Consider the following 22784-nt stretch of genomic DNA (forward strand, 5'->3'; position numbering starts at 1 on the left):
TAATTGTGGTCACAAATTATATGATGAATTAGTTAACTACTTTTTTACTTATTTTAATCTGTGTGTTTGATGTAATTTGGACTATTAAAACCTGAGTTGCAAATTTTGAGGTATTGATAGTAGTTGCGGTTGAATTAACTTCTTGTTTTTCAGTTAATAATCTGCCACTAATATCAAATATTTTTACATTATCGATAATTACAGCCCCAGAGCTGATATAGACTGAACCGTTATTTTTGTATACTACTACACTATTTTCATCGAATACAGGAAGATTTACATCTAATAGATTTTGGTATATAATTTCAAATCTTGAATTGAAAACTCCTGCCGCTGTTGCAAAAGTATAGCTACCTGCTTTCAAATCTTGAATAGTATTGTTCATATTGTCTCTCAAGAAAACATCTTGATTTAAAGTAAACAATCCATCAAAATGATCTAGAGCAATAGTATAATTCCCTGCTAACTCCGTTTTGAATCCTAATGGAACCACATCGCTTGCATCGAATGGCAAAGCCCTGCCCTGTACAGCAAACTCTTCGTTATTGATGATAGATGTCAAGGCCGTTTGACTGTCATTAAAGAAACGACCATCAATTGCAGCATCAACTCCTTGCGTAGCATTGGGCATATAAGCCACCATTGTCTGACTGAACAATCCGTTTGTGTTGGTTAGATTCAACCAAACTCTGCTTTTATTTGCCGTAGTTCTCAAGAATTGGTTTCCATTATCAGCTAATCGCATCGGATTGGTGAACGAAAGCGTTGTAGCAGTTGATTTAGCAATAAATCCTTGCCCAACCTGAATAATCCCATTTGGAACTAATCCTAAAGGATCCCCAGAATTAGAACCTGTTCCCGCTCCACCAGCTAAAGTATAAGTAGCATATGATGTTGTAGCTGCATTATTGGTTTTTCTCCAAAAATAAAGTGCTTCAGCAATACCATTGGCGGATATAAATAAATCTGCATCGATGGTGGACGGATAAGGGTTTCCTATAGCATTATAAGAACCGTTTGTAACTACAAGATTCACAGTTCCGTTGTTTGGAATTCCGGTAAAAGTTCCGTTCCAAATTGTTGGTGTTGCAGGGTGATCATTTGGCATACGAATTAAATAACCTGTTCCTGCAGCAAAATTAGTTGCAGCCGGAGTACCTACCGTAACATATAAATTGGTTGAAGGGTTATAGGTATAGAACCTTGTTGCCAAAGTGAATGGCGAGAAAGATTGTAATTGTTGCCCGACTACAGGCGAAGACCATAAAACATAATCTTGGCGCATTAACGAAGCTGTAGTTCTTTTTACAATAATGTTCCCAATATTAGAAACATTTTGAGTCTGAATTAAATTAGCATTGTTTTCAATCGTTAAATTGGCTGTACCAGCTACATTCACTACTCCCGCTACCGTTAAGTTATGTCCTGACAAAACTGTCATTTGTGCCGTTCCGGCAACATTCAGGGAACAGGCTTCTAAATCACCTGTAGAAGTATAATTGCCATTGATAGTTGTTGCCACATTGTCTAATGGCTTACCATTACTCCAGGCACTTCCATTCCATGTGGTTGCAATTTGCCCACAGGTTGTAGGTAAAAAAGTATTGTTACAAATATTTAAACTCCAATTGGTAATAGATCCACCATCAGTATTAAACCCATCATAAACTCTCAATGTCCAAACCCCTTGTGAAAATTCTCCGTTAAAAGCGGACAAGGCTTGAGCAGGAATAATAGTCCCTGATATGGCAGGGTTTGTACCACATACTAATGTAGCTCCTGCATCGTCGAAAGTTGCGTTTATATTGTTATTACTGGTACACATCCCTGTTACCAATTGTACTTGGATACCAGTTGGACTTATTAATGTAATGGTTAAATCAGACGTATAGGAATGTGTAATTTGAGCCGTGATATTTAAATCTGAAATGGTAACATTACTTCCGCCTGGAATTGTTATTGTTGAATCTACTGTTGGTGTTCCTGAAGCAGAAATTGTTAGTGGGATATTTGTAGATGCAAAATTATTACATACTGGCGCTCCTAAAGTACCTGTGGTGAAGCGATATGACGAACTATAAACTCCTGAACATCCAGCATTTTTTGGTAAAACCTTCCAAAAATAGTTTGTAGCTGGTGTTAAGCCAGATAACAAATAACTGTTAGTCGCAACATTTCCGTTAACTATAATATTAGAAAAGGCATCATCTGTAGCAACCTGAACATCATAGGATGTAGCAGTAGCATCAGCAACCCAGCTCAAGTTAGGATTTGTAGGTTGTGCAACAGCTAGATTTGCGGGTGAGGTCAAAGACATTACAGCAAAACCTGCATTCAAAACCTCTAAATACAATTTTACAGTCTTAGTGGTAGCTCCCGACGTTCCTGTAACAGTCATTGTATAAAGCCCGGGAGCGCAGGATATGGTATTACTGATAGTTGCATTAACAGTCCCAGTTGTATTTATTGATGTTGGAGAAAAAGTAACTATTGATCCCGCAGGATTACCTGTCACACCGAAAGTTGTATTCCCTGAAAATCCTGCTATTGTTGAATAATTCAAATCATAAACACTATCGGTACCCTGGCATGTCGCTTTGAATTGCCCATCTGCAACACCTGAAAATGCGAGTGCAAAAGTGGAAGCAGGAGCAGCAATTGTAAAATTAATATCCGAGATATCGAAAAAAATATGATTGTTCCCTTTTATCATTATTCGATTTGTAGTTCCTGCTGAATTTGGAATGGTAACTGTTTCGGAGCCATCGTTAGGTACTTTTCCAGCTAATAATACAGGATAAGTATTTCCTCCATCTGTAGAAAGGTAAATATCCACATATGCCGCGTTGACACCATTTGCAGTAGTCCCCGCAACAGTCCAAGTAACCGTTTGATTGGAACCAGGAGCCCAAGAAACATTTGTATTTGGAATACTTACTAAAAAAGGTCCAGCCGTAGCATTCACTGTTATTACAGCATTATCGAATCCGGTTTGTCCCCCTAATATATTATTATCCCTGGCAGTTAATCTAAAGGTTAAAGTTCTTACTACAGAACTTAATGCTTCGGCTACAACATCTAACCCTGCAGTGGTACTTTGATTTGCTATAACAGAACTCAATCTAGGAAAATATCTTGATGGAATTGTACTTGGAACATAATTTACCCAGTTTGGTCCAGTTGGTTTGTTTGCACGTGCACCACTATTGGCAGCTGTCTGACCAACACCATCATCATTCTGTTCCCATGCGTAATTTAATGCATCATTATTTGAATCGGTTGCAGAGCCTGTAAGCATAAAAGGAGTGCTTTTAGGAATTGTGTAATCTGTGCCTGCATTAACAACTGGCGCACCATGAGTTAGGATTGTTTCCGTTTGACATGTCTTAGTTAACATGTTTGCTTGTATCTGTGCAATATTTCCAGCATGAAATAAATCAATGGAGTGCAAGTGGGTATCGTAAGGGGTAATTCCTGCATATCCCATAATCGTTACGCCTGAACCTACTTCAACATTTACACCGTAACCCTCATTATTATTAGAAAAAGTATGATTTCCTCCAAATTGATGCCCCATTTCGTGAGCAACAAAATCAATATCAAAATCATCACCAACAGGTATTGATCTAGTAGTAAATCCACTCCCTTTTTGACCATTAACACACACACAACCAATACAGCCTGCATTTCCATTACCCGTTATCCCTCCAGTGGCAGACACAAGATGACCAATATCATAATTTCCTTCTCCAATTTGAGCCGTTAAGGCAGCTTGTAATTCCGCATTATAATTAGCATCAGTAGCACCATAAGGATCAGTCCCTGAATTTAAGTAAATTACATTCGTAGTACTGGCGATCAAATTCATATGGATTCCTAAATCTTTTTCATACACACCATTAACTCTCGTTATAGTATTATTAAAAGCAGCCAGCACCAAAGCTTGTGTTCCTCCATGATAAGTTGCATATTCGCCCGTACATGACATGGCCAATCTGAACGTTAATAATTTTCCAGCGCCAGATCTAGCCAAATCAGAAGTCTTTCCAGATAAATCATTCACTAATTTTTCGTCTACAGTAGAACAGGTAAAAGAGTTATCCCCTTTATTTCTACTAGAATTATAAACCGCATAAACGCTTCCATCAGCAGAATAAGGTTCCATAAATTCATTTCCTGATTCTGTTCTGAAAATCATGGTTTGGATACCCTGTGAAGAAATACTCATGCGCAATTGTGCATACTTGTCTTCTAAGCTTCTTCCAGCATAAGCGCGAATATCTGGAAATTGTGCCTGTAATTCTGGGGTAAAGTTTGAAGCTTCAAAAACTTCAAATTGCTCTAACTTTCCTTGCGTGTTAGGTAAAGAAATAACAACTCCTTTTTTGGACACAAAACGATCTTGAGCATGAGATAAAATTTGCTTCATGGAAGCAATATTCAGCTGATATAATTGAAAGTCTTTTGGAAACGAAGGTCTCTTTACATTTTTTGAGGTAGTCTCAATTGTTCCTTTATGTGATTTCCATAACTTGTCGGTCTGGGCAAAACAATTTGTAATCGCTATAAAAGCAATAAAAAGTAATATTTTTTTCATAAATTAATGCGTATTTGGTAATGTATAATCAACAAGTCTCCAATATTATAACAATTTCACCAAATAAAGTTTTATTTTTTTTAAAAAATGGAGTTTAATCGGATTTTTCATCCTGTTAATCGATATTTATAATACTTTTCTCTAATAATAATTTTTTATAAATTATGGTATTTAACAAAAAAAGGGCCGACTAAAAAAGTGCTTCTAAATAATCTGATTGTATAAAAAATTTAGCTACAACTGCAGTTATTTTTCATTCGTAAAGATTTCCAATCAGATAGTAAAAAAGACGCTCCTGTAAACTATTTTTTTATTAAATCTATAACGAATAATATATATATTACAGTTTGCAACTTTGTTTTTAGCTGACCTCGATTTTAAGATTCAAATGACCCAGAATAAATTTCCACACGTGAAGTTGTTCCTTACTTCAGAATTTGATTAATAAGTTAAATCAAATTTCTAATTTAGTTTATGGAATCACTCGGTTTTTAAAATAAAAAAACCTTCCAGAGATCAATATGGAAGGTTTTTTTTGAACTAACTCAGTAACCAATTAATTTAAGAAATCTATGTTATCGTACAATCTGTATGAAAGTATTTTTTTAATGAAAGTACTATGCAAAAACTATTTTGCTGATATTTATGCCTTGCTTTTCTTTTTTTTGGAAATTATTGGTTGAAATAATTTTTCTCCATTTGAGATTGTTACGACCTTATTAACTAAAAATCCAAACCCATTTTTGACTTTGTTGTACTAATAATTTCTAAATTTTCTATAACGTTTTTACACTGTCGAATGAACTGAAAATTAAGTAAAAACAAACTTCTTTGAGAATAGCAATACAACAAAAACAACCAATCTTCTTTAACTCTTATTCGGATAATTCCTCATCATTTGGATTTACTTTTAAAAAATATTTTACAGTGGTTTTATCTTTTTATTTTCTGCTTTTAATTCTAAAACTATAATTTATGTCTGTAAATCTGTATTAAAGTTAAAACATAAAATCCCTAACATGAAATTTTTTCGATGAATTACAATTATACTCGTTAAAATCTCAAAGTCACTTTTTGACTGAATATTCTAGCAAATATTAGATTCTATAAAAAACAAAAGCCACCGTTTCGGGTGGCTTTTGAAAAACAAAATGTTAATGTTATTTTTTGATTACTTTGACTGTTTTTGTTGCTTTATCTGATGATACTTTAATGAAATAAGCACCATTTGCAAAGCCTGACATATCAATCTGAGTTGTAGTTGCATTTATGTTTTTGGCAAACACTTGTTGACCAATTAAATTAAACACTCTTACATCCGTCATTTCTTGAGAATAAGATAAATTCAAGATATCGTTAACCGGATTCGGATAAAACGAGAATGAATTTGAATCAAAACTATCAACTTTTAAGGTAACGGTAACTGTAACAGCTAAACTAGTTGTACTAACACAACCAGAAACCGTTTGAGTAGCATAATAAGTAGTATTATTTACTAATACAGTTGAAGGTGAAATTGGATTTGTCGCAGTGGATGCATCACCTGATGAAGCATACCAGATAATGTTACTTCCACTTACCACAATATCTGAAACCATTTGACCTGTTACAAATGTTTGTGTTGCTGCTCCTGTAGGTGCAGGTGTATTATTTACAGTAACGGTTACATCTAATCTTGTCGCTGATTCACAACCAGAAACAGTTTGAGAAGCATAATAATGCGCTCCATCAACTAATGGTGTTGTAGAAACTAATGCTGTTCCTCCAATTGCATCCGCATACCATTGAATTGCTGTTCCTGTCGCTGTTAGATTAGCTACAGTTGCTGCATTACAGAATGTTTGCGTTGCAGATCCTGTTGGTGCTGCAGTTACAGTAACAGTAACGGTTACATCTAATCTTGTTGCTGATTCGCAACCAGAAACGGTTTGAGAGGCATAATAATGCGCTCCATCAACCAACGCATCTGTAGAAGCTAATGCTGTTCCTCCAATTGCATTTCCATACCATTGAATTGCTGTTCCTGTCGCTGTTAGATTAGCTACAGTTGCTGCATTACAGAATGTTTGCGTTGCAGAACCTGTTGGTGCTGCAGTTACATTTATAGTAACAGTAACATCTAATCTTGTCGCTGATTCACAACCAGAAACAGTTTGAGAAGCATAATAATGCGCTCCATCAACCAACGCATCTGTAGAAGCTAATGCTGTTCCGCCAATTGCATTTGTATACCATTGAATTGCTGTTCCTGTCACTGATAAATTAGCTACAGTTGCTGCATTACAGAATGTTTGCGTTGCAGAACCTGTTGGTGCCGCTGTTACATTTACAGTAACCGTAACATCTAATCTTGCTGCTGATTCGCAACCAGTAAGGGTTTGAGAAGCATAATAATGCGCTCCATCAACCAATGCATCTGTAGAAGCTAATGCTGTTCCTCCAATTGCATTTCCATACCATTGAATTGCTGTTCCTGTTGCTGATAAGTTAGCTACAGTTGCTGCATTACAGAATGTTTGCGTTGCAGAACCTGTTGGTGCCGCAGTTACATTTACAGTAACCGTAACATCTAATCTTGTTGCTGATTCGCAACCAGTAAGGGTTTGAGAAGCATAATAATGCGCTCCATCAACCAATGCATCTGTAGAAGCTAATGCTGTTCCGCCAATTGCATTTGCATACCATTGAATTGCTGTTCCTGTCGCTGTTAGATTAGCTACAGTTGCTGCATTACAGAATGTTTGCGTTGCAGAACCTGTTGGTGCTGCAGTTACGTTTACAGTAACAGTAACATCTAATCTTGTTGCTGATTCGCAACCTGAAACGGTTTGAGAAGCATAGTAATGTACTCCATCAACTAATACTGTTGTAGAAACTAAAGCTGATCCTCCAGTCGCTGCCGCATACCATTGAATTGCAGTTCCTGTCGCTGTTAGATTAGCTACAGTAGCTGCATTACAGAATGTTTGAGATGCTGAACCTGTCGGTACTGCTGTAGCGTTTACCGTTACATCTACCGTGGCCGTTCTTGAACAAGAGTTAACACCTGTACCTGTAACTGTATAGGTTGTTGGGCCTCCAGCTGTGCTTGATTTAAAGTAAACAGTTGTAGCACTTGTTCCTAAATAAGGTGTTAAAGCCGTGGCATCAGTATACAAATTAGTTATTGGAGACCAAACCAGACTAGTTCCCGGCACAGAAGCGGTAATTATCATGTTAGGCCTAGAATTTCCTGAACTTGTTGGTGTTGCTGCTGCTAAAATTGCTGCAGAAGTTACACTATCAGCTCTATACCAGTTTGTACTAACAAAACCAGGGTCAGAATTAGTCATTTGAACATAATCTGTACTTGTTCCTGCGTTTGCATTACTGTAAGATGTTTGAATAACAAGATTATCCGTTCCATTCCATACAAAAGGAGTTGTTAGGGTATGGGTAACGCTTGCAGGCAATCCCGTAGTTGGTATAACCACACTAGTAGCCGTTAAAACATTTGTTAAACCAGATTCAAAAGATGTTGAAGTAAGCACATTAGAAGCAGTGTTCTTCATATCAATTTGAAAATTATTTAAAGTACCGGTAAAAGTTGTACCTACAGCCGTAACATTAAATGCAATTTTACTTATTGCAGCTCCAGGTACTATACCTAAGCCAGTAAGTTCAGATGCTCTGATTAACATTTGATGTTTAGTTCCTCCATAGTAATTAGAGTATGGAGCTGGGTAAGCAGTAGTACCATTAGTTGTAGAACCTAATCCTAAATTTACAACATTTGAAGCTACTGAAGCTGTTAATGGTTGAATATTATCAACACAAACAATCGCAGGTGATGGTGTTATTGTTATAACATTTGGAAGTGCATTAACTGTAACAACAACAGTTGCTGTTGTTGCGCACAATGCCCCACCAGACTGGGAAGCTGTTAAAGTATACGTAGTTGTCGATGTTGGATTAAATACCCAACCAGTAATTTCATTTCCTGATACGCCTGTTGCTGGAGACCAAACATAGGTGTCGTAATCAGAAGCCCCTGCAGTTACAGTTACAGCCGATGAGGATTGTCCTGCACATATTGCAGCCGGATTACCGCTTAAAGTAAATGTAGGCGGTGGCGTTACAGTTGCAGTAACCAAAGCTCTTGGTGACTCACAAAACACTGCCATAGACCAATTGTACATAAAATAATAACTAGCTGATGTTGTAACTGTTCCTGTTATAGAAGATACAAATCCGTTAATTTGTCCAAAACCAGATAATGCAATTGGGTAGGTAACACCAGAGTTTTCTCTAATAAAATTACCCGTCATACCGTTAGCAACTAGCCTGTAAGTTCCAGGAGCCAGGTCCCATCCTAAAGCAATGGCTTGGGTAGATCCTGCAGTAACCGCAACAGCTCCGGTTGTCATTAATTGGGTGGTACCTGTACTATTATACAAACTAATTGTAATTGAGGTACCTGTCGTTGAAACAACATCAACACTATATAGCTTCACATTTTGTGTTACTGTGAAATCTTGACCATAAGTAATTAAATTCGTACCTGACACTCCTACTGGAGTTAATCTACCTGTAAATTGAGGTGCCCCCCCTGTACTTGCAGCCGCATAATAATTTGTTGAACTACTGATAGACGGTGTAGTAAAAGAAGTTCCTGTAGCTAAAGATGTACCGCCCGTTTGAGCAGCATACCAATTAATTGTACTTCCTAAATTACTAGTGGCATTTAAAGTAACCGTTCCAGTTCCACAACGCGAAGCAGGAGTTGTTGTTAAAATACTATTAGTAAATATAATTTGAACAGGAGTAGAAATTCCTGTATTTCCGCTACAAGTAACCTGAGCTCTGTAATAAGTAACAGCAGTAGGAACTATAACAAATGTTGGATTTATTGCTCCGGATATTGGAGTAAATAAAATTCCATCAGTAGAACTTTCCCAAACATAGGTCACTCCTGACCCAGAAGTTGTATTTTGTAATGACAATGTAACCGAAGTTCCTAAACAAATATTGTTAACTGAAGCTATAGTATTTCCTGGCGCAGGTGTTCCACTACATGAGTTAGAATCTGCATAAGAAAGAAAACCAGTATAATTAGCACTTGTCACGACTGTATTGGATCTAGTAGTAGGAGGAGTTCCAGCAGCATAAGTTGCAACGCTTCCAAAAGCATTAGTATAGACACCAGCAGCAGCAGATCCTTGTACTGGAATACTTGTGGTAACAACTCCAGCATCACCAACTCTAACATTGATATCCGTAAAAGTACCTGACACTAATGGTGCTTCCCATCTTCTAGTAGCAGATAAGTTAACCAATGATGCATCATTAGTTCCTGTATTTGTGTCAAAAGTTTCCGCTTTCATATTAGAAACTGCTGTTGTAGCAGGCGCTAACCAAATCGGGGCATAAATAGTCTTACCGACTGGAAATAAAATATAGTTGGTATTAGCATTTGCAGTAGCTATCGTTCTTGCAAATGGACCATTTATGTAGGCTGTTGCACTACCTCCAGACAAAGTACCCGCTAATAAAGCAGTTCCTAAAGTTAATAAATTAGTACTATTTGTATTTAATTTCCCTGTTGTTAAAGTTAGCGTACCACTTAATGATAAGGGAACATCCATTGTAACACCAGCAGGATTATTATTATTAATCGTTAAACTTGTTAAATTAGCTGTTGGAGTAGTTGCTAAATTTGAAAACATTCCAGATCCTGAAATAGTTTGTGCGTTTGAAGTAATGCTTCCGGTTCCATTTGACCAAGTCCCTAAAATTAACGTACTTGTTGATAACAAACGGTCATTATTTATAATATTACCCGCAACATATGTCGTAGATGCTAATTGATACTCTCCCATTGTTATGGTAAGATTACCCATAATCCCAACAGTAGAAGTAGTTTTTACAAAACGGTTTGTGCCAGATGCAGAGTTTACAATTACATTTCCTAATGACAAATAACCTGTCGATACAAATAAATAATTATAAAACCCATTAGTATGTCCTCCTGCATCAGTAGAAACGCCATCACCAAACTGGATAGTATGGCCTGTACCACAAGCATAATGTAATGTAGAAGTTGAATAACCTAAAGCATAATCTGATGTGGAAGTACCTGCATGAGGATCCACAATAGTTATTTTACCTCCTGTTAAGTTTAATAAATTGGTATTTATTCTTAATAGATTTGTACCAGTTAATACACTATTAGCAATAACACCTGCTGCATTACCATCAATATTAATATCTCCTCCGCTTTGATTAAAAGTAGAAGCTGTATTGTGTACCAAATTCCCATTTACATTTAGAGTTCCACTAGAAACGGTTAAAATTCCACTGTTTGAAAACAATCTGTTTCCTCCTCCTACTGGGCCCAAATTAACTGTCCCTCCAGAAATAGTAGTTGTTGCTCCGGAAGCATTTGAATATCCTGTTGCACTACCTCCAGTTACAGTAATTGTTCCTCCAGATACAGCTACAGTTCCGCTATTTGCAATTGTTGTTGGTACTGTCAATGTTCCCGAACTAACTGAAACCGTTCCGTTATTTACAAAACCAGCTCCCAATGTTAAATCATTCGTTAATGCTAAAGTTCCTCCAGAAACAACCGTAACAGCAGACGCTGAAGCAGCACTGGTTAAAGATACAGTATGTGTAGCATCAATTGTAACTACATCTGTTGCTGTTGGCACAGTATTCTTATTCCAGGTTGAAGCTGTATTCCAATCTCCTGTAGTCACAGAAACAAAAGAAATGTCAGAAGAAGCTATACCTAGATACAATGCTTCGGCTGTTAATTGAGCCGTAGTCAATCCTATACGCTGAGCTCCCGGAGTAGCAGTACCATTTTGGTGAGTACCACCCGCTGCTGCATTCAATAACATTATTCTTGAATTCCCATTTATAGCATAATAAATATTATTCGCTAAAATTGTTGCCGTATGAGTTCCGGAAGCATAAACATATCCTGATTCCGATGTTACAGACCAATTTCCATTGTATCTATCTGTTATGGTATAAGCACCATCGGCAATAGAAAGTCCTGATGTAATTGTTGAATCATCAACATATGCAACAGATAATTGCCCCGCTGTATTTCCAGTCGCTGAAGATGAAGATCTGGTTATATACATTGCTCTTGTTTGTCCACTAGCAGATAAAAAAGGATATCTGCTTGTAGCATTAGTTGGATCTGAACCAGCTGTAATTGCTGAACCTGTAACAGTAGTAGTCCACCATCTGGAAAATGTGCCTCCTAAAAATCCTGTTCCTGTTGGAGCAGTAAGAGTACCCCCTGCCGCTGAATTCCCGAAAATTAATTTATTCCCATTAAGATTAACTTTAGCACCAGTTAAGTTTAAATTATTTGCTATTTTAATATTGTTCATATTCCAATTAATATTTGGAATAGAAGCACTTGTATTTGAGAAAGTTAAATTTCGAATAACTGATGTATTAAAAACACCTGAACCAGATATGGTTTGTACTGTCGCTCCACTTAGAGTAAGATTTCCAGCCGTTGTTGCCCCAACTGAAATGTCAATTGTTCCGTTATTTACAATGTCTCCTTTAACATTTAAAGTTTTACCAGTTGTTGCATTAAAAACATTAAAAACACCCCCTGAATTTACAGTTAGATTACCATTTACGGCAAAAGATGTAGGGGTTGTTCCGTACGCTAAAGTCCCTGTAACATTTAAATCATTTATCACTAAACTCGAAACATCAATTGTAACGGTATGTCCTGTTGCAATGACTGCTGAATCATATAGTGTCGGAACTGAACCAGCATCCCAAGTTCCAGCAGTATTCCAGTTACCCGAAGCTATGGAAGTAAAAGTTCCTGGTGCCAAAGTAGATTGTGACCCCGTTAACCCATTTGAATTCGCTGCTTCTGTAAGTGCTTGAATTTTATAATAATACAAAGTACTTGGCAATAAACCGGTTTGTGATGAAACATAAGGCCCACCTGTTGCTCCAGAAGTTAAAGAAGCAACGTTAGTTGTTACAACGTTAAGTGTGAAAGCTGCATCGGTGGCTCTTGTTATCAAAAAACCAAACTCGTTTGTTGAATTATCAACCCAGTTAACTGTAGTTGCAATAGTATTAATCCCAGTAAATGTCAGGGATATTGGGTCGCTTACAGTTGTATTTGCCGGTGAAAAACTATAAACCGTTCTTGAACCATCAGCCGCAGAATACAAATTAGCAATATTTGACGATGAAGCAAAAGAATTTGTAGTTGGACTTGCCGCTAAGGTAAATGTAGGAACGGCTCCAACAGTTATATATCCGGCTGTTGTAGCAGTATTACTTGAAGCAATAAATATTGAACGCGAAACAGCTGCTGCATTATTATTATACATACTACCATATACAAAATCAATTTTACCGGTAGACTCAGAAAGCCATAATTGCATATTACCTCCTACAGTACCTAAAGCATTAAAAGGTATTTGGAAATTTTTCCATTGAACTATTAATACTCTGTTTGGAGCAGTTCCTGTAACAACGTAACTAACTGGATCTAAATCTCCTGCAAAACCACTGGAATTATCGCCAGCCATAGGCACTAACAAAGGAACAGAAGCAGTTGTTGATGTAATATTAGTCCCACTCACTACCGTTGCCCCTAATCTCATTTGTCCATTAGTGTTAACAGAAAACTGAGTATAGGGTAAACCCATAAAATAAAAAGTGAAACCTAAGTTAGTTATTGCAGAAGCATTATCATCATTATATCCTGCAGTTATAGCACCGGAGCCGACCAATGAAGTAGAACCTATCATTGAATCTAAAGAACCCGTGTTGTTTGAAGAAAATGCATAATTAGCCATACTCTGCCCATATATCTCTTTTGGTATTAAAAGAAATAAAAAAGCGAGTACTAATAACGTTTTAAATGAAGATGACGTCCGCGAATGCGTGGGTGGATTTTCATTTTTAATTTTTTTGCCGGATGTAAAAAACCCAAGCAATACAGGGTAATTGTTCCTCATAGATAAAAATTTAGTTTGGTTTTAAAAAATAAACTGTTTTAGAAAATAAGCAATAAAACTATTAAATTATTAGATTAATAATAGCTCTCCACTTATTAACTTCCAAAACTAATCTTTTATTAAGTAAATATTTATAAAATAAAATAAAATAAAAATCGCGAAATCCTAATTTTTGTTATATATATCACATCTCAAACTCATTCTTTTAAAATTAAACTATTACAGAAAAATCCTCTCTCAATTATTTTTATTACTTAAGCCTTTATCGCTTTTTCAAGAGGACATAAAAAAACCCCTTCATTTCTGAAGAGGTTTTCTATTTTAAGCTTGTCCTGCGGGACCAAAATTAAGTGGAATTGGAGGTTGTTCCGTGTCTTTAATCTCACCATGGGTGGTTTCAAAACGGTGGACATTCTCTGCCAATGCCTTGATCAATCTTTTGGCATGCTGCGGTGTCAATACAATTCTCGATTTTACCTTTGCTTTTGGAGTTCCAGGCATGATACATACAAAATCTAAAACAAATTCTGAAGCGGAATGATTGATAATTGCCAAGTTGGAATAAATTCCTTCAGCAATAGCCTCATCTAATTCAATATTTATTTGTCCCTGTTGTGGTTTTGGATCGTTCATATCTTAGTAATTATACTCTTCTTTGTTAGCCATCATTTCATGAAAGTCTTCTTTAGAACCTACAATCGTATTATCGTATTCTCTCATACCGGTACCGGCAGGGATTCTATGACCTACAATTACATTTTCTTTCAATCCTTCTAAGTAATCTACTTTTCCTGCTACAGCTGCTTCGTTCAAAACTTTGGTAGTTTCCTGGAAAGAGGCTGCAGAGATAAATGATTTCGTTTGAAGCGAAGCTCTTGTGATACCTTGTAAAACCGGAGTTGCAGTTGCTGTGATAACATCACGAGCTACAACTAAGTTTTTATCATTACGTTTTAATAATGAGTTTTCATCACGCAATTCTCTAGGAGAAACAATTTGTCCCGCTTTCAAGTTTACTGAATCACCAGCATCTTCAACTACTTTCATTCCGTATAATTTATCATTTTCAACGATAAAGTCTTTGGTATGAATTAATTGATCCTCTAAGAATAAAGTATCACCTGGATCCTGAACTCTTACTTTACGCATCATTTGACGAATAACAACTTCAAAGTGTTTGTCGTTGATTTTCACTCCTTGCAAACGGTATACTTCTTGAATTTCATTAACCAAATACTGTTGAACAGCTGCTGGTCCTTTAATTCTCAAGATATCGTCCGGAGTAATTGCTCCGTCAGACAATGGCACACCAGCTCTTACGAAGTCATTTTCCTGAACTAAGATTTGACTTGATAATTTAACCAAGTATTTCTTAACCTCACCAAATTTAGATTCAATAACCACCTCACGGTTACCTCTTTTGATTTTTCCAAAAGAAACAACACCATCAATTTCTGAAACTACTGCCGGGTTCGAAGGATTACGAGCTTCTAACAACTCTGTAATTCTTGGCAAACCTCCTGTAATATCCCCAGATTTTGAAGAACGACGCGGGATTTTTACTAAAATCTTACCTGCTTTAATTTTCTCACCATTGTCAACCATTAAGTGGGCTCCAACTGGTAAGTTATAAGAACGAATCAATTCGCCATCTTTACCGTAAACCAATAAAGTCGGGATTAATTTTTTGTTTCTTCCTTCAGAAATTACTTTTTCCTGGAAACCAGTTTGCTCATCGATTTCAACTTGGAACGATTGTCCTTGTTCTAAATCTTCGTATGCGATTTTACCGGTAAACTCAGAAATAATAACTCCATTATATGGATCCCATTTACAGATAACATCTCCTTTTGCTACGGATAAACCATCTTTTACAAAAATACTAGAACCGTAAGGAATGTTATTTGTTGCTAAAAGAATACCTGTTTTAACATCGATTAATTTCAATTCCGTAGAACGAGAAATCACAATATCAACAGCATTTCCTTCGCCATCTTCACCTTTAACTGTTTTTAAATCTTCTATTTCTAAACGACCTGCAAATTTAGCAACGATACTGGATTCTTCAGAAATACCTCCCGCAACCCCTCCAACGTGGAAGGTACGTAATGTTAACTGAGTTCCTGGCTCTCCAATAGATTGTGCGGCAATTACACCAACAGCTTCACCTCTTTGAGTCATTTTTCCGGTCGCTAAGTTTCTTCCGTAACATTTAGCACAGATTCCTTTAGTAGCTTCACAAGTCAATGGTGAACGAACCTCTACTCCCTCGATTGGAGAAGCTTCGATTACTTTCATTATCGCCTCCGTGATTTGTTGTCCTGAAAGAACCAACACTTCATTAGTTAAAGGATTAATTACATCTTGCAAAGCAACACGCCCTAAAATTCTTTCTCCTAATGTTTCTACTATTTCCTCATTCTTTTTCAATGCAGAAACTTCTACACCTCTTAAAGTACCACAATCTTCGATATTAACAATAACATCTTGAGAAACGTCGTGCAATCTTCTTGTTAAATATCCTGCATCGGCCGTTTTCAAAGCGGTATCCGCAAGACCTTTACGCGCACCGTGAGTAGAGATAAAATACTCAAGAATCGAAAGACCTTCTTTAAAGTTAGAAAGAATCGGGTTTTCAATAATTTCACCACCACCAGCAGTCGATTTTTTAGGCTTAGCCATCAAACCACGCATACCGGTTAACTGACGAATTTGCTCTTTGGAACCCCTTGCTCCAGAATCAAGCATCATATACACTGAGTTGAAACCTTGTTGGTCTTCTCTAATGTTTTTCATTGCTAATTCCGTAAGCTGTGCATTGGCAGAAGTCCATACATCAATAACTTGGTTGTAACGTTCGTTATTGGTAATAAGACCCATGTTATAATTTACCGAAATACCTTCAACTTGTTCTCTGGCATCTGCGATTAATTTTGGTTTTTGTTCTGGAATTCTAATATCACCTAATGAGAATGACAATCCACCTTTGAAGGCAAATTTGTACCCCATATCTTTCATGTTATCCAAGAAGGCAGCCGTTGTTGGTACATTGGTTGCGCTCAAAATATGACCGATAATGTCTCTAAGGTTTTTCTTAGTCAATACATCATTGATATATCCAGCTGCTTCCGGTACTACTTCATTAAATAATACACGACCGGCAGTAGTTTGAATAATTTGGAAAACCAATTCTCCAGCTTCATTGAAATCTCTTGCTCTGATTCTTACTCTGGCATTTAATTCCAATCTTCCTTCGTTCAATGCAATATTAACCTCTTCCGCAGAGTAAAAAGTCAGGCCTTCACCTAAAATTTTGTGCTCTGGAGTAGACAAACGTTCCTTAGTCATATAGTAAAGACCAAGTACCATGTCTTGAGAAGGTACCGTGATTGGCGCACCATTTGCAGGATTCAGGATATTGTGAGAAGCCAACATTAACAATTGTGCTTCCAAAATAGCTTCTGGTCCTAACGGCAAGTGAACTGCCATTTGATCCCCATCAAAATCCGCATTAAATGCAGTACAAACTAAAGGGTGCAATTGGATTGCTTTTCCTTCAATTAATTTTGGTTGGAATGCCTGGATACCTAATCTGTGCAAAGTAGGAGCACGATTCAGTAAGATTGGGTGTCCTTTAATTACATTTTCAAGGATGTCCCAAACTACAGGCTCTTTTTTGTCTATTATTTTCTTAGCTGATTTTACAGTTTTTACAATTCCTCTTTCTATCAATTTACGGATAACGAAAGGCTTGTAAAGTTCGGCTGCCATATCTTTTGGGATACCACATTCGAACAATTTCAATTCAGGTCCAACAACAATTACCGAACGAGCAGAATAATCCACACGTTTTCCAAGTAAGTTTTGACGGAAACGACCTTGTTTACCTTTCAATGAATCAGAAAGAGATTTCAATGGTCTGTTAGATTCTGTTTTAACAGCAGAAGCTTTACGCGTGTTGTCAAATAATGAATCTACCGATTCCTGCAACATACGTTTTTCGTTACGAAGGATTACTTCTGGAGCTTTAATCTCCATTAATCTTTTCAAACGGTTGTTACGGATGATTACACGACGGTATAAATCATTTAAATCTGAGGTTGCAAAACGACCACCATCAAGAGGCACAAGAGGACGTAATTCTGGTGGGATAACAGGAACCACTTTCATAATCATCCATTCAGGACGGTTTTCACGGTTCAGGTTAGATTCACGGAATGACTCTACTACTTGTAATCTTTTTAATGCTTCTGTTTTACGTTGTTTAGACGTTTCATTGTTAGCACTGTGACGTAAATCGTATGACAATTGGTCTAAATCAATACGCGCCAATAAATCCATAATACATTCAGCTCCCATTTTGGCAACGAATTTATTAGGATCAAAATCGTCAAGATATTGATTGTCTTGAGGAAGGGTATCTAAAATATTCAAATATTCTTCTTCAGTCAAAAAGTCCAGTCTTTTTACAGATTCACCTTCAGCATTTTTTGCATTACCTGCTTGGATTACTACGTATCTTTCGTAGTAAATGATCATATCTAATTTCTTAGAAGGAAGCCCAAGGATGTAACCAATTTTGTTTGGAAGAGAACGGAAATACCAGATATGAGCAATTGGCACCACCAAATTGATGTGACCTACTCTGTCTCTACGTACTTTCTTTTCTGTAACTTCCACACCACAACGGTCGCAAACGATACCTTTGTAACGGATTCTTTTATATTTACCACAAGCACATTCGAAATCTTTTACTGGTCCGAAAATTCTTTCGCAGAAAAGTCCGTCACGCTCTGGTTTGTGTGTTCTGTAGTTGATAGTTTCCGGCTTTAATACCTCACCTCTTGACTCTGCCAAGATAGATTCTGGAGAAGCTAATCCTATCGAAATTTTGTTAAACCTTTTGATCGGGTTTTTGTCTTTATTATTGTTATTTCTATTATTCATCATAGTTTTTACTATTGATTTAATTGCAATTAAAAAATTGATTTTAGATTTATGACCTATTCAAATATTGAGTTATCTCAAAAAAAAAATTAAATCATTAAGCTACTACCTCGGATTACTTCTCTAAACTTCAAATAAAAATTTTGAAGTGCTATTTATAAAACCTATTGGTTAAATAAAAAATCGGAACGGATTACGGGTATAAATCCTAAAAACTTGTATAAATGAGTAATCAGTTTTCAGATATTGCTACCTGAAAACTGAATACTAAAAAACTTATTTATTCTTCTAAACGAATGTCTAATCCAAGACCTTTTAGTTCATGCATCAATACATTGAACGATTCAGGTAATCCTGGTTCTGGCATAGCTTCACCTTTTACGATTGCTTCGTAAGTTTTGGCTCTACCGATAACGTCATCCGATTTCACAGTCAAGATTTCTCTCAGTGTGCTTGATGCTCCATACGCTTCAAGTGCCCAAACCTCCATCTCTCCAAAACGCTGACCTCCAAATTGAGCTTTACCTCCAAGTGGTTGTTGTGTAATCAACGAGTATGGTCCGATAGAACGTGCGTGCATCTTGTCGTCAACCATGTGTCCTAATTTTAACATATAGATCACACCTACGGTTGCCGGTTGATGGAAACGTTCTCCAGTCCCACCATCATAAAGATAGGTATGACCGAATCTTGGAATTCCAGCTTCGTCAGTCAATTCATTGATTTGGTCTAAAGTAGCACCATCGAAAATTGGAGTAGCATATTTTCTACCTAATTTTTGTCCAGCCCAACCTAAAACCGTTTCATAAATCTGACCGATGTTCATACGTGAAGGTACCCCTAGTGGATTCAACACAATATCAACTGGTGTTCCGTCTTCAAGGAAAGGCATATCTTCGTGACGAACGATACGAGCAACAATACCTTTGTTACCGTGACGACCCGCCATTTTATCCCCAACTTTCAGTTTACGTTTTTTAGCAATATATACTTTTGCTAATTTCAAGATTCCTGCTGGCAATTCATCTCCAACAGTAATCGTGAATTTCTCTCTTCTCAACGCACCTTGTAAATCGTTCAGCTTAATTTTGTAGTTATGGATAAGATCATTCACCATTTTATTGGTTTCATCATCAGCAACCCATTGTCCTTTGCTTAAGTGAGCGAAATCTTCAACTGCATTCAACATTTTTTGAGTGTATTTTTTACCTTTTGGCAATACTTCTTCACCCAAATCATTCATTACACCTTGAGATGTTTTTCCGTTTACGATATTGAAAAGTTTTTCAACCAATTTGTCTTTTAATTCAACAAATTTTACTTCAAATTCCAATTCAAGTGCTCCTAAAGCATCTTTGTCCTGGGTACGTTTACGTTTATCTTTTACTGCTCTTGCGAATAGTTTTTTATCTAAAACCACACCGTGTAAAGATGGAGACGCTTTTAACGAAGCATCTTTTACATCTCCTGCTTTATCCCCGAAGATTGCACGAAGCAATTTCTCTTCCGGAGTAGGATCTGATTCTCCTTTTGGTGTAATTTTTCCGATTAGGATGTCGCCAGGTTTAACCTCTGCTCCAATTCTAATCATACCATTTTCATCTAAATCTTTGGTCGCTTCCTCACTAACGTTTGGAATATCATTCGTTAATTCTTCGTTACCTAATTTAGTATCTCTAACCTCTAATGAATAATCATCAATGTGGATAGAAGTAAAAATGTCATCACGTACTACTTTTTCAGAAATTACAATTGCATCCTCAAAGTTATACCCTTTCCAAGGCATAAACGCCACTTTTAGGTTTCTACCTAAAGCCAGCTCTCCGTTTTGCGTTGCATACCCTTCCGAAAGTACTTGACCAAGAACTACTCTGTCACCTTTTCTTACGATAGGTTTCAGGTTGATACTTGAACTTTGGTTGGTTTTTCTGAATTTAATTAAGTTGTATGTTTTCTCATCTTCATCAAAACTTACCATTCTTTCTGCATCAGAACGATCGTATTTGATAGTGATGATATTTGCATCAACGTATTCTACAGTACCATCTCCTTCAGCATTGATCAATACTCTGGAATCGGACGCCACTTGACGCTCTAAACCTGTACCTACAATTGGTGCTTCCGGACGTAATAAAGGAACTGCCTGACGCATCATGTTAGATCCCATCAAGGCTCTATTCGCATCATCATGTTCCAAGAAAGGAATTAATGAAGCAGAAATTGAAGCAATTTGGTTAGGAGCTACATCGGTATAATCCACTTTTGATGGGTCAATTACCGGAAAATCACCTTCTTGACGCGCAATTACGTTGTCGGCAGTGATATGTCCTGTAGCATCCATTTGAATGTTTGCCTGAGCAATCAACATTCCCTCTTCTTCTTCAGCGCTTAAATATACTGGAGTCGATACTAAATCAACTTTACCATTAGTTACTTTACGGTAAGGTGTTTCGATGAAACCCATTCCGTTTACTTTCGCATAAACACCAAGAGATGAAATCAAACCAATGTTTGGTCCCTCAGGAGTTTCAATTGGACATAAACGTCCGTAATGCGTATAGTGAACGTCACGTACTTCGAAACCGGCTCTTTCTCTAGAAAGTCCACCTGGTCCTAGTGCAGATAATCTTCTTTTGTGCGTAATCTCGGCTAGTGGATTCGTTTGATCCATAAACTGAGACAACTGGTTGGTACCAAAGAAAGAGTTGATTACCGATGATAATGTTTTCGCATTAATCAAATCAATAGGTGTAAACACCTCGTTATCTCTAACGTTCATTCTCTCACGAATAGTTCTGGCCATACGGGCTAAACCAACACCGAATTGTTGAGACAATTGTTCTCCAACTGTTCTAACACGACGGTTTGATAAGTGATCAATATCATCAATCTCTGCTTTAGAGTTGATCAATTCGATCAAATATTTTACAATGGTAATGATATCTTCTTTGGTCAAGACTTGCTTTTCCATTGGGATATCCAAACCAAGTTTTTTGTTCATTCTGTAACGACCTACTTCACCTAAGTTGTAACGTTGGTCAGAGAAGAACAATTTATCTATAATACCACGAGCAGTTTCTTCATCAGGCGGTTCTGCGTTACGCAATTGTCTGTAGATATGCTCAACGGCTTCTTTTTCAGAATTGGTTGGATCTTTTTGTAATGTGTTGTGGATGATTGAATAATCTACTTGGTTGTTATCTTCCTTGTGTAACAAGATTGATTTAACGTTAGACTCTACAACTTCTTCCACATTATCTTTGTCAAGAATGGTATCTCTGTCAAGGATAATTTCGTTACGTTCGATAGAAACTACTTCACCAGTATCTTCATCTACGAAATCTTCATGCCATGTATTCAATACACGAGCAGCTAATTTTCTACCGATATATTTTTTAAGTCCTGTTTTGGAAACTTTAATTTCTTCAGCTAGGTCGAAAATCTCTAGGATATCCTTGTCTCTTTCGAAACCTATTGCACGGAATAAAGTTGTTACAGGTAATTTTTTCTTTCTATCGATATAGGCGTACATTACGCTGTTGATATCGGTAGCAAATTCTATCCAGGATCCTTTAAAAGGAATTACTCTGGCAGAATATAATTTCGTTCCATTTGCATGGAATGATTGTCCAAAGAAAACACCTGGTGATCTGTGTAATTGCGAAACAACCACACGTTCAGCACCGTTGATAACAAAAGTACCACTTGGCGTCATGTAAGGAATTGTTCCAAGATATACGTCTTGCACAATAGTTTCAAAATCTTCGTGCTCTGGATCTGTACAATATAGTTTTAATCTTGCTTTTAACGGCACACTATAGGTAAGACCTCTTTCAATACATTCTTGAATTGTATAACGTGGTGGATCTACAAAGTAATCGAGGAACTCCAATACAAAGTTATTTCTTGTATCTGTAATTGGAAAATTTTCCATGAAGGTGTTGTATAACCCTTCGTCGCCTCTCTCGTCAGATTTCGTTTCTAATTGAAAGAAATCTTTAAACGACTTAACCTGAACATCTAGAAAATCCGGATAGTCAGGAATATTTTTTGTTGAGGCAAAATTCAATCTTTCAGTCTGATTTGTTATCATCAATGGACAAAATTTTGATTAAAAAAAAGTAGTTTTTTTGTGTAAAAACACTGTTTAATTTATACTTTCTTTTTATAACCGATACATCTTTAAAAATTATTCAACAGTAATCTTTGATAATTTTCTTTCCTCGTATTGATTAAAAATT

The 22784-nt window shown here is 36.7% G+C and carries 5 protein-coding genes; all 5 read right to left on the reverse strand.

The features are described from left to right. Window positions 1-28: 28 nt before the first annotated feature. A complete protein-coding gene (locus VI621_RS10710) occupies window positions 29-4597 on the reverse strand; it encodes a reprolysin-like metallopeptidase (RefSeq protein ID WP_324218382.1) in 4569 nt (1522 codons plus the stop codon). Between the two features lie 1160 nt (window positions 4598-5757). Continuing rightward, window positions 5758-13434 (reverse strand): beta strand repeat-containing protein, encoded by a 7677-nt coding sequence (locus tag VI621_RS10715; protein ID WP_324218383.1) that lies wholly within the window; start codon window positions 13432-13434, stop codon window positions 5758-5760. 483 nt (window positions 13435-13917) lie between these two features. Next, complete coding sequence (locus VI621_RS10720) at window positions 13918-14229, reverse strand: DUF3467 domain-containing protein (protein ID WP_324218384.1); 312 nt, start codon at window positions 14227-14229, stop codon at window positions 13918-13920. A 3-nt stretch (window positions 14230-14232) separates the two neighbouring features. Continuing rightward, window positions 14233-18546: a DNA-directed RNA polymerase subunit beta' gene (gene rpoC / locus VI621_RS10725; protein ID WP_324218385.1), complete on the reverse strand. Its 4314-nt coding sequence runs from the start codon at window positions 18544-18546 to the stop codon at window positions 14233-14235. Between the two features lie 277 nt (window positions 18547-18823). Next, window positions 18824-22636 (reverse strand): DNA-directed RNA polymerase subunit beta, encoded by a 3813-nt coding sequence (gene rpoB / locus VI621_RS10730; RefSeq protein ID WP_324218386.1) that lies wholly within the window; start codon window positions 22634-22636, stop codon window positions 18824-18826. Window positions 22637-22784 lie beyond the last annotated feature (148 nt).

The organism is Flavobacterium sp. (genome assembly GCF_035292545.1).
In the GTDB taxonomy this organism is placed as follows: Bacteria; Bacteroidota; Bacteroidia; order Flavobacteriales; family Flavobacteriaceae; genus Flavobacterium.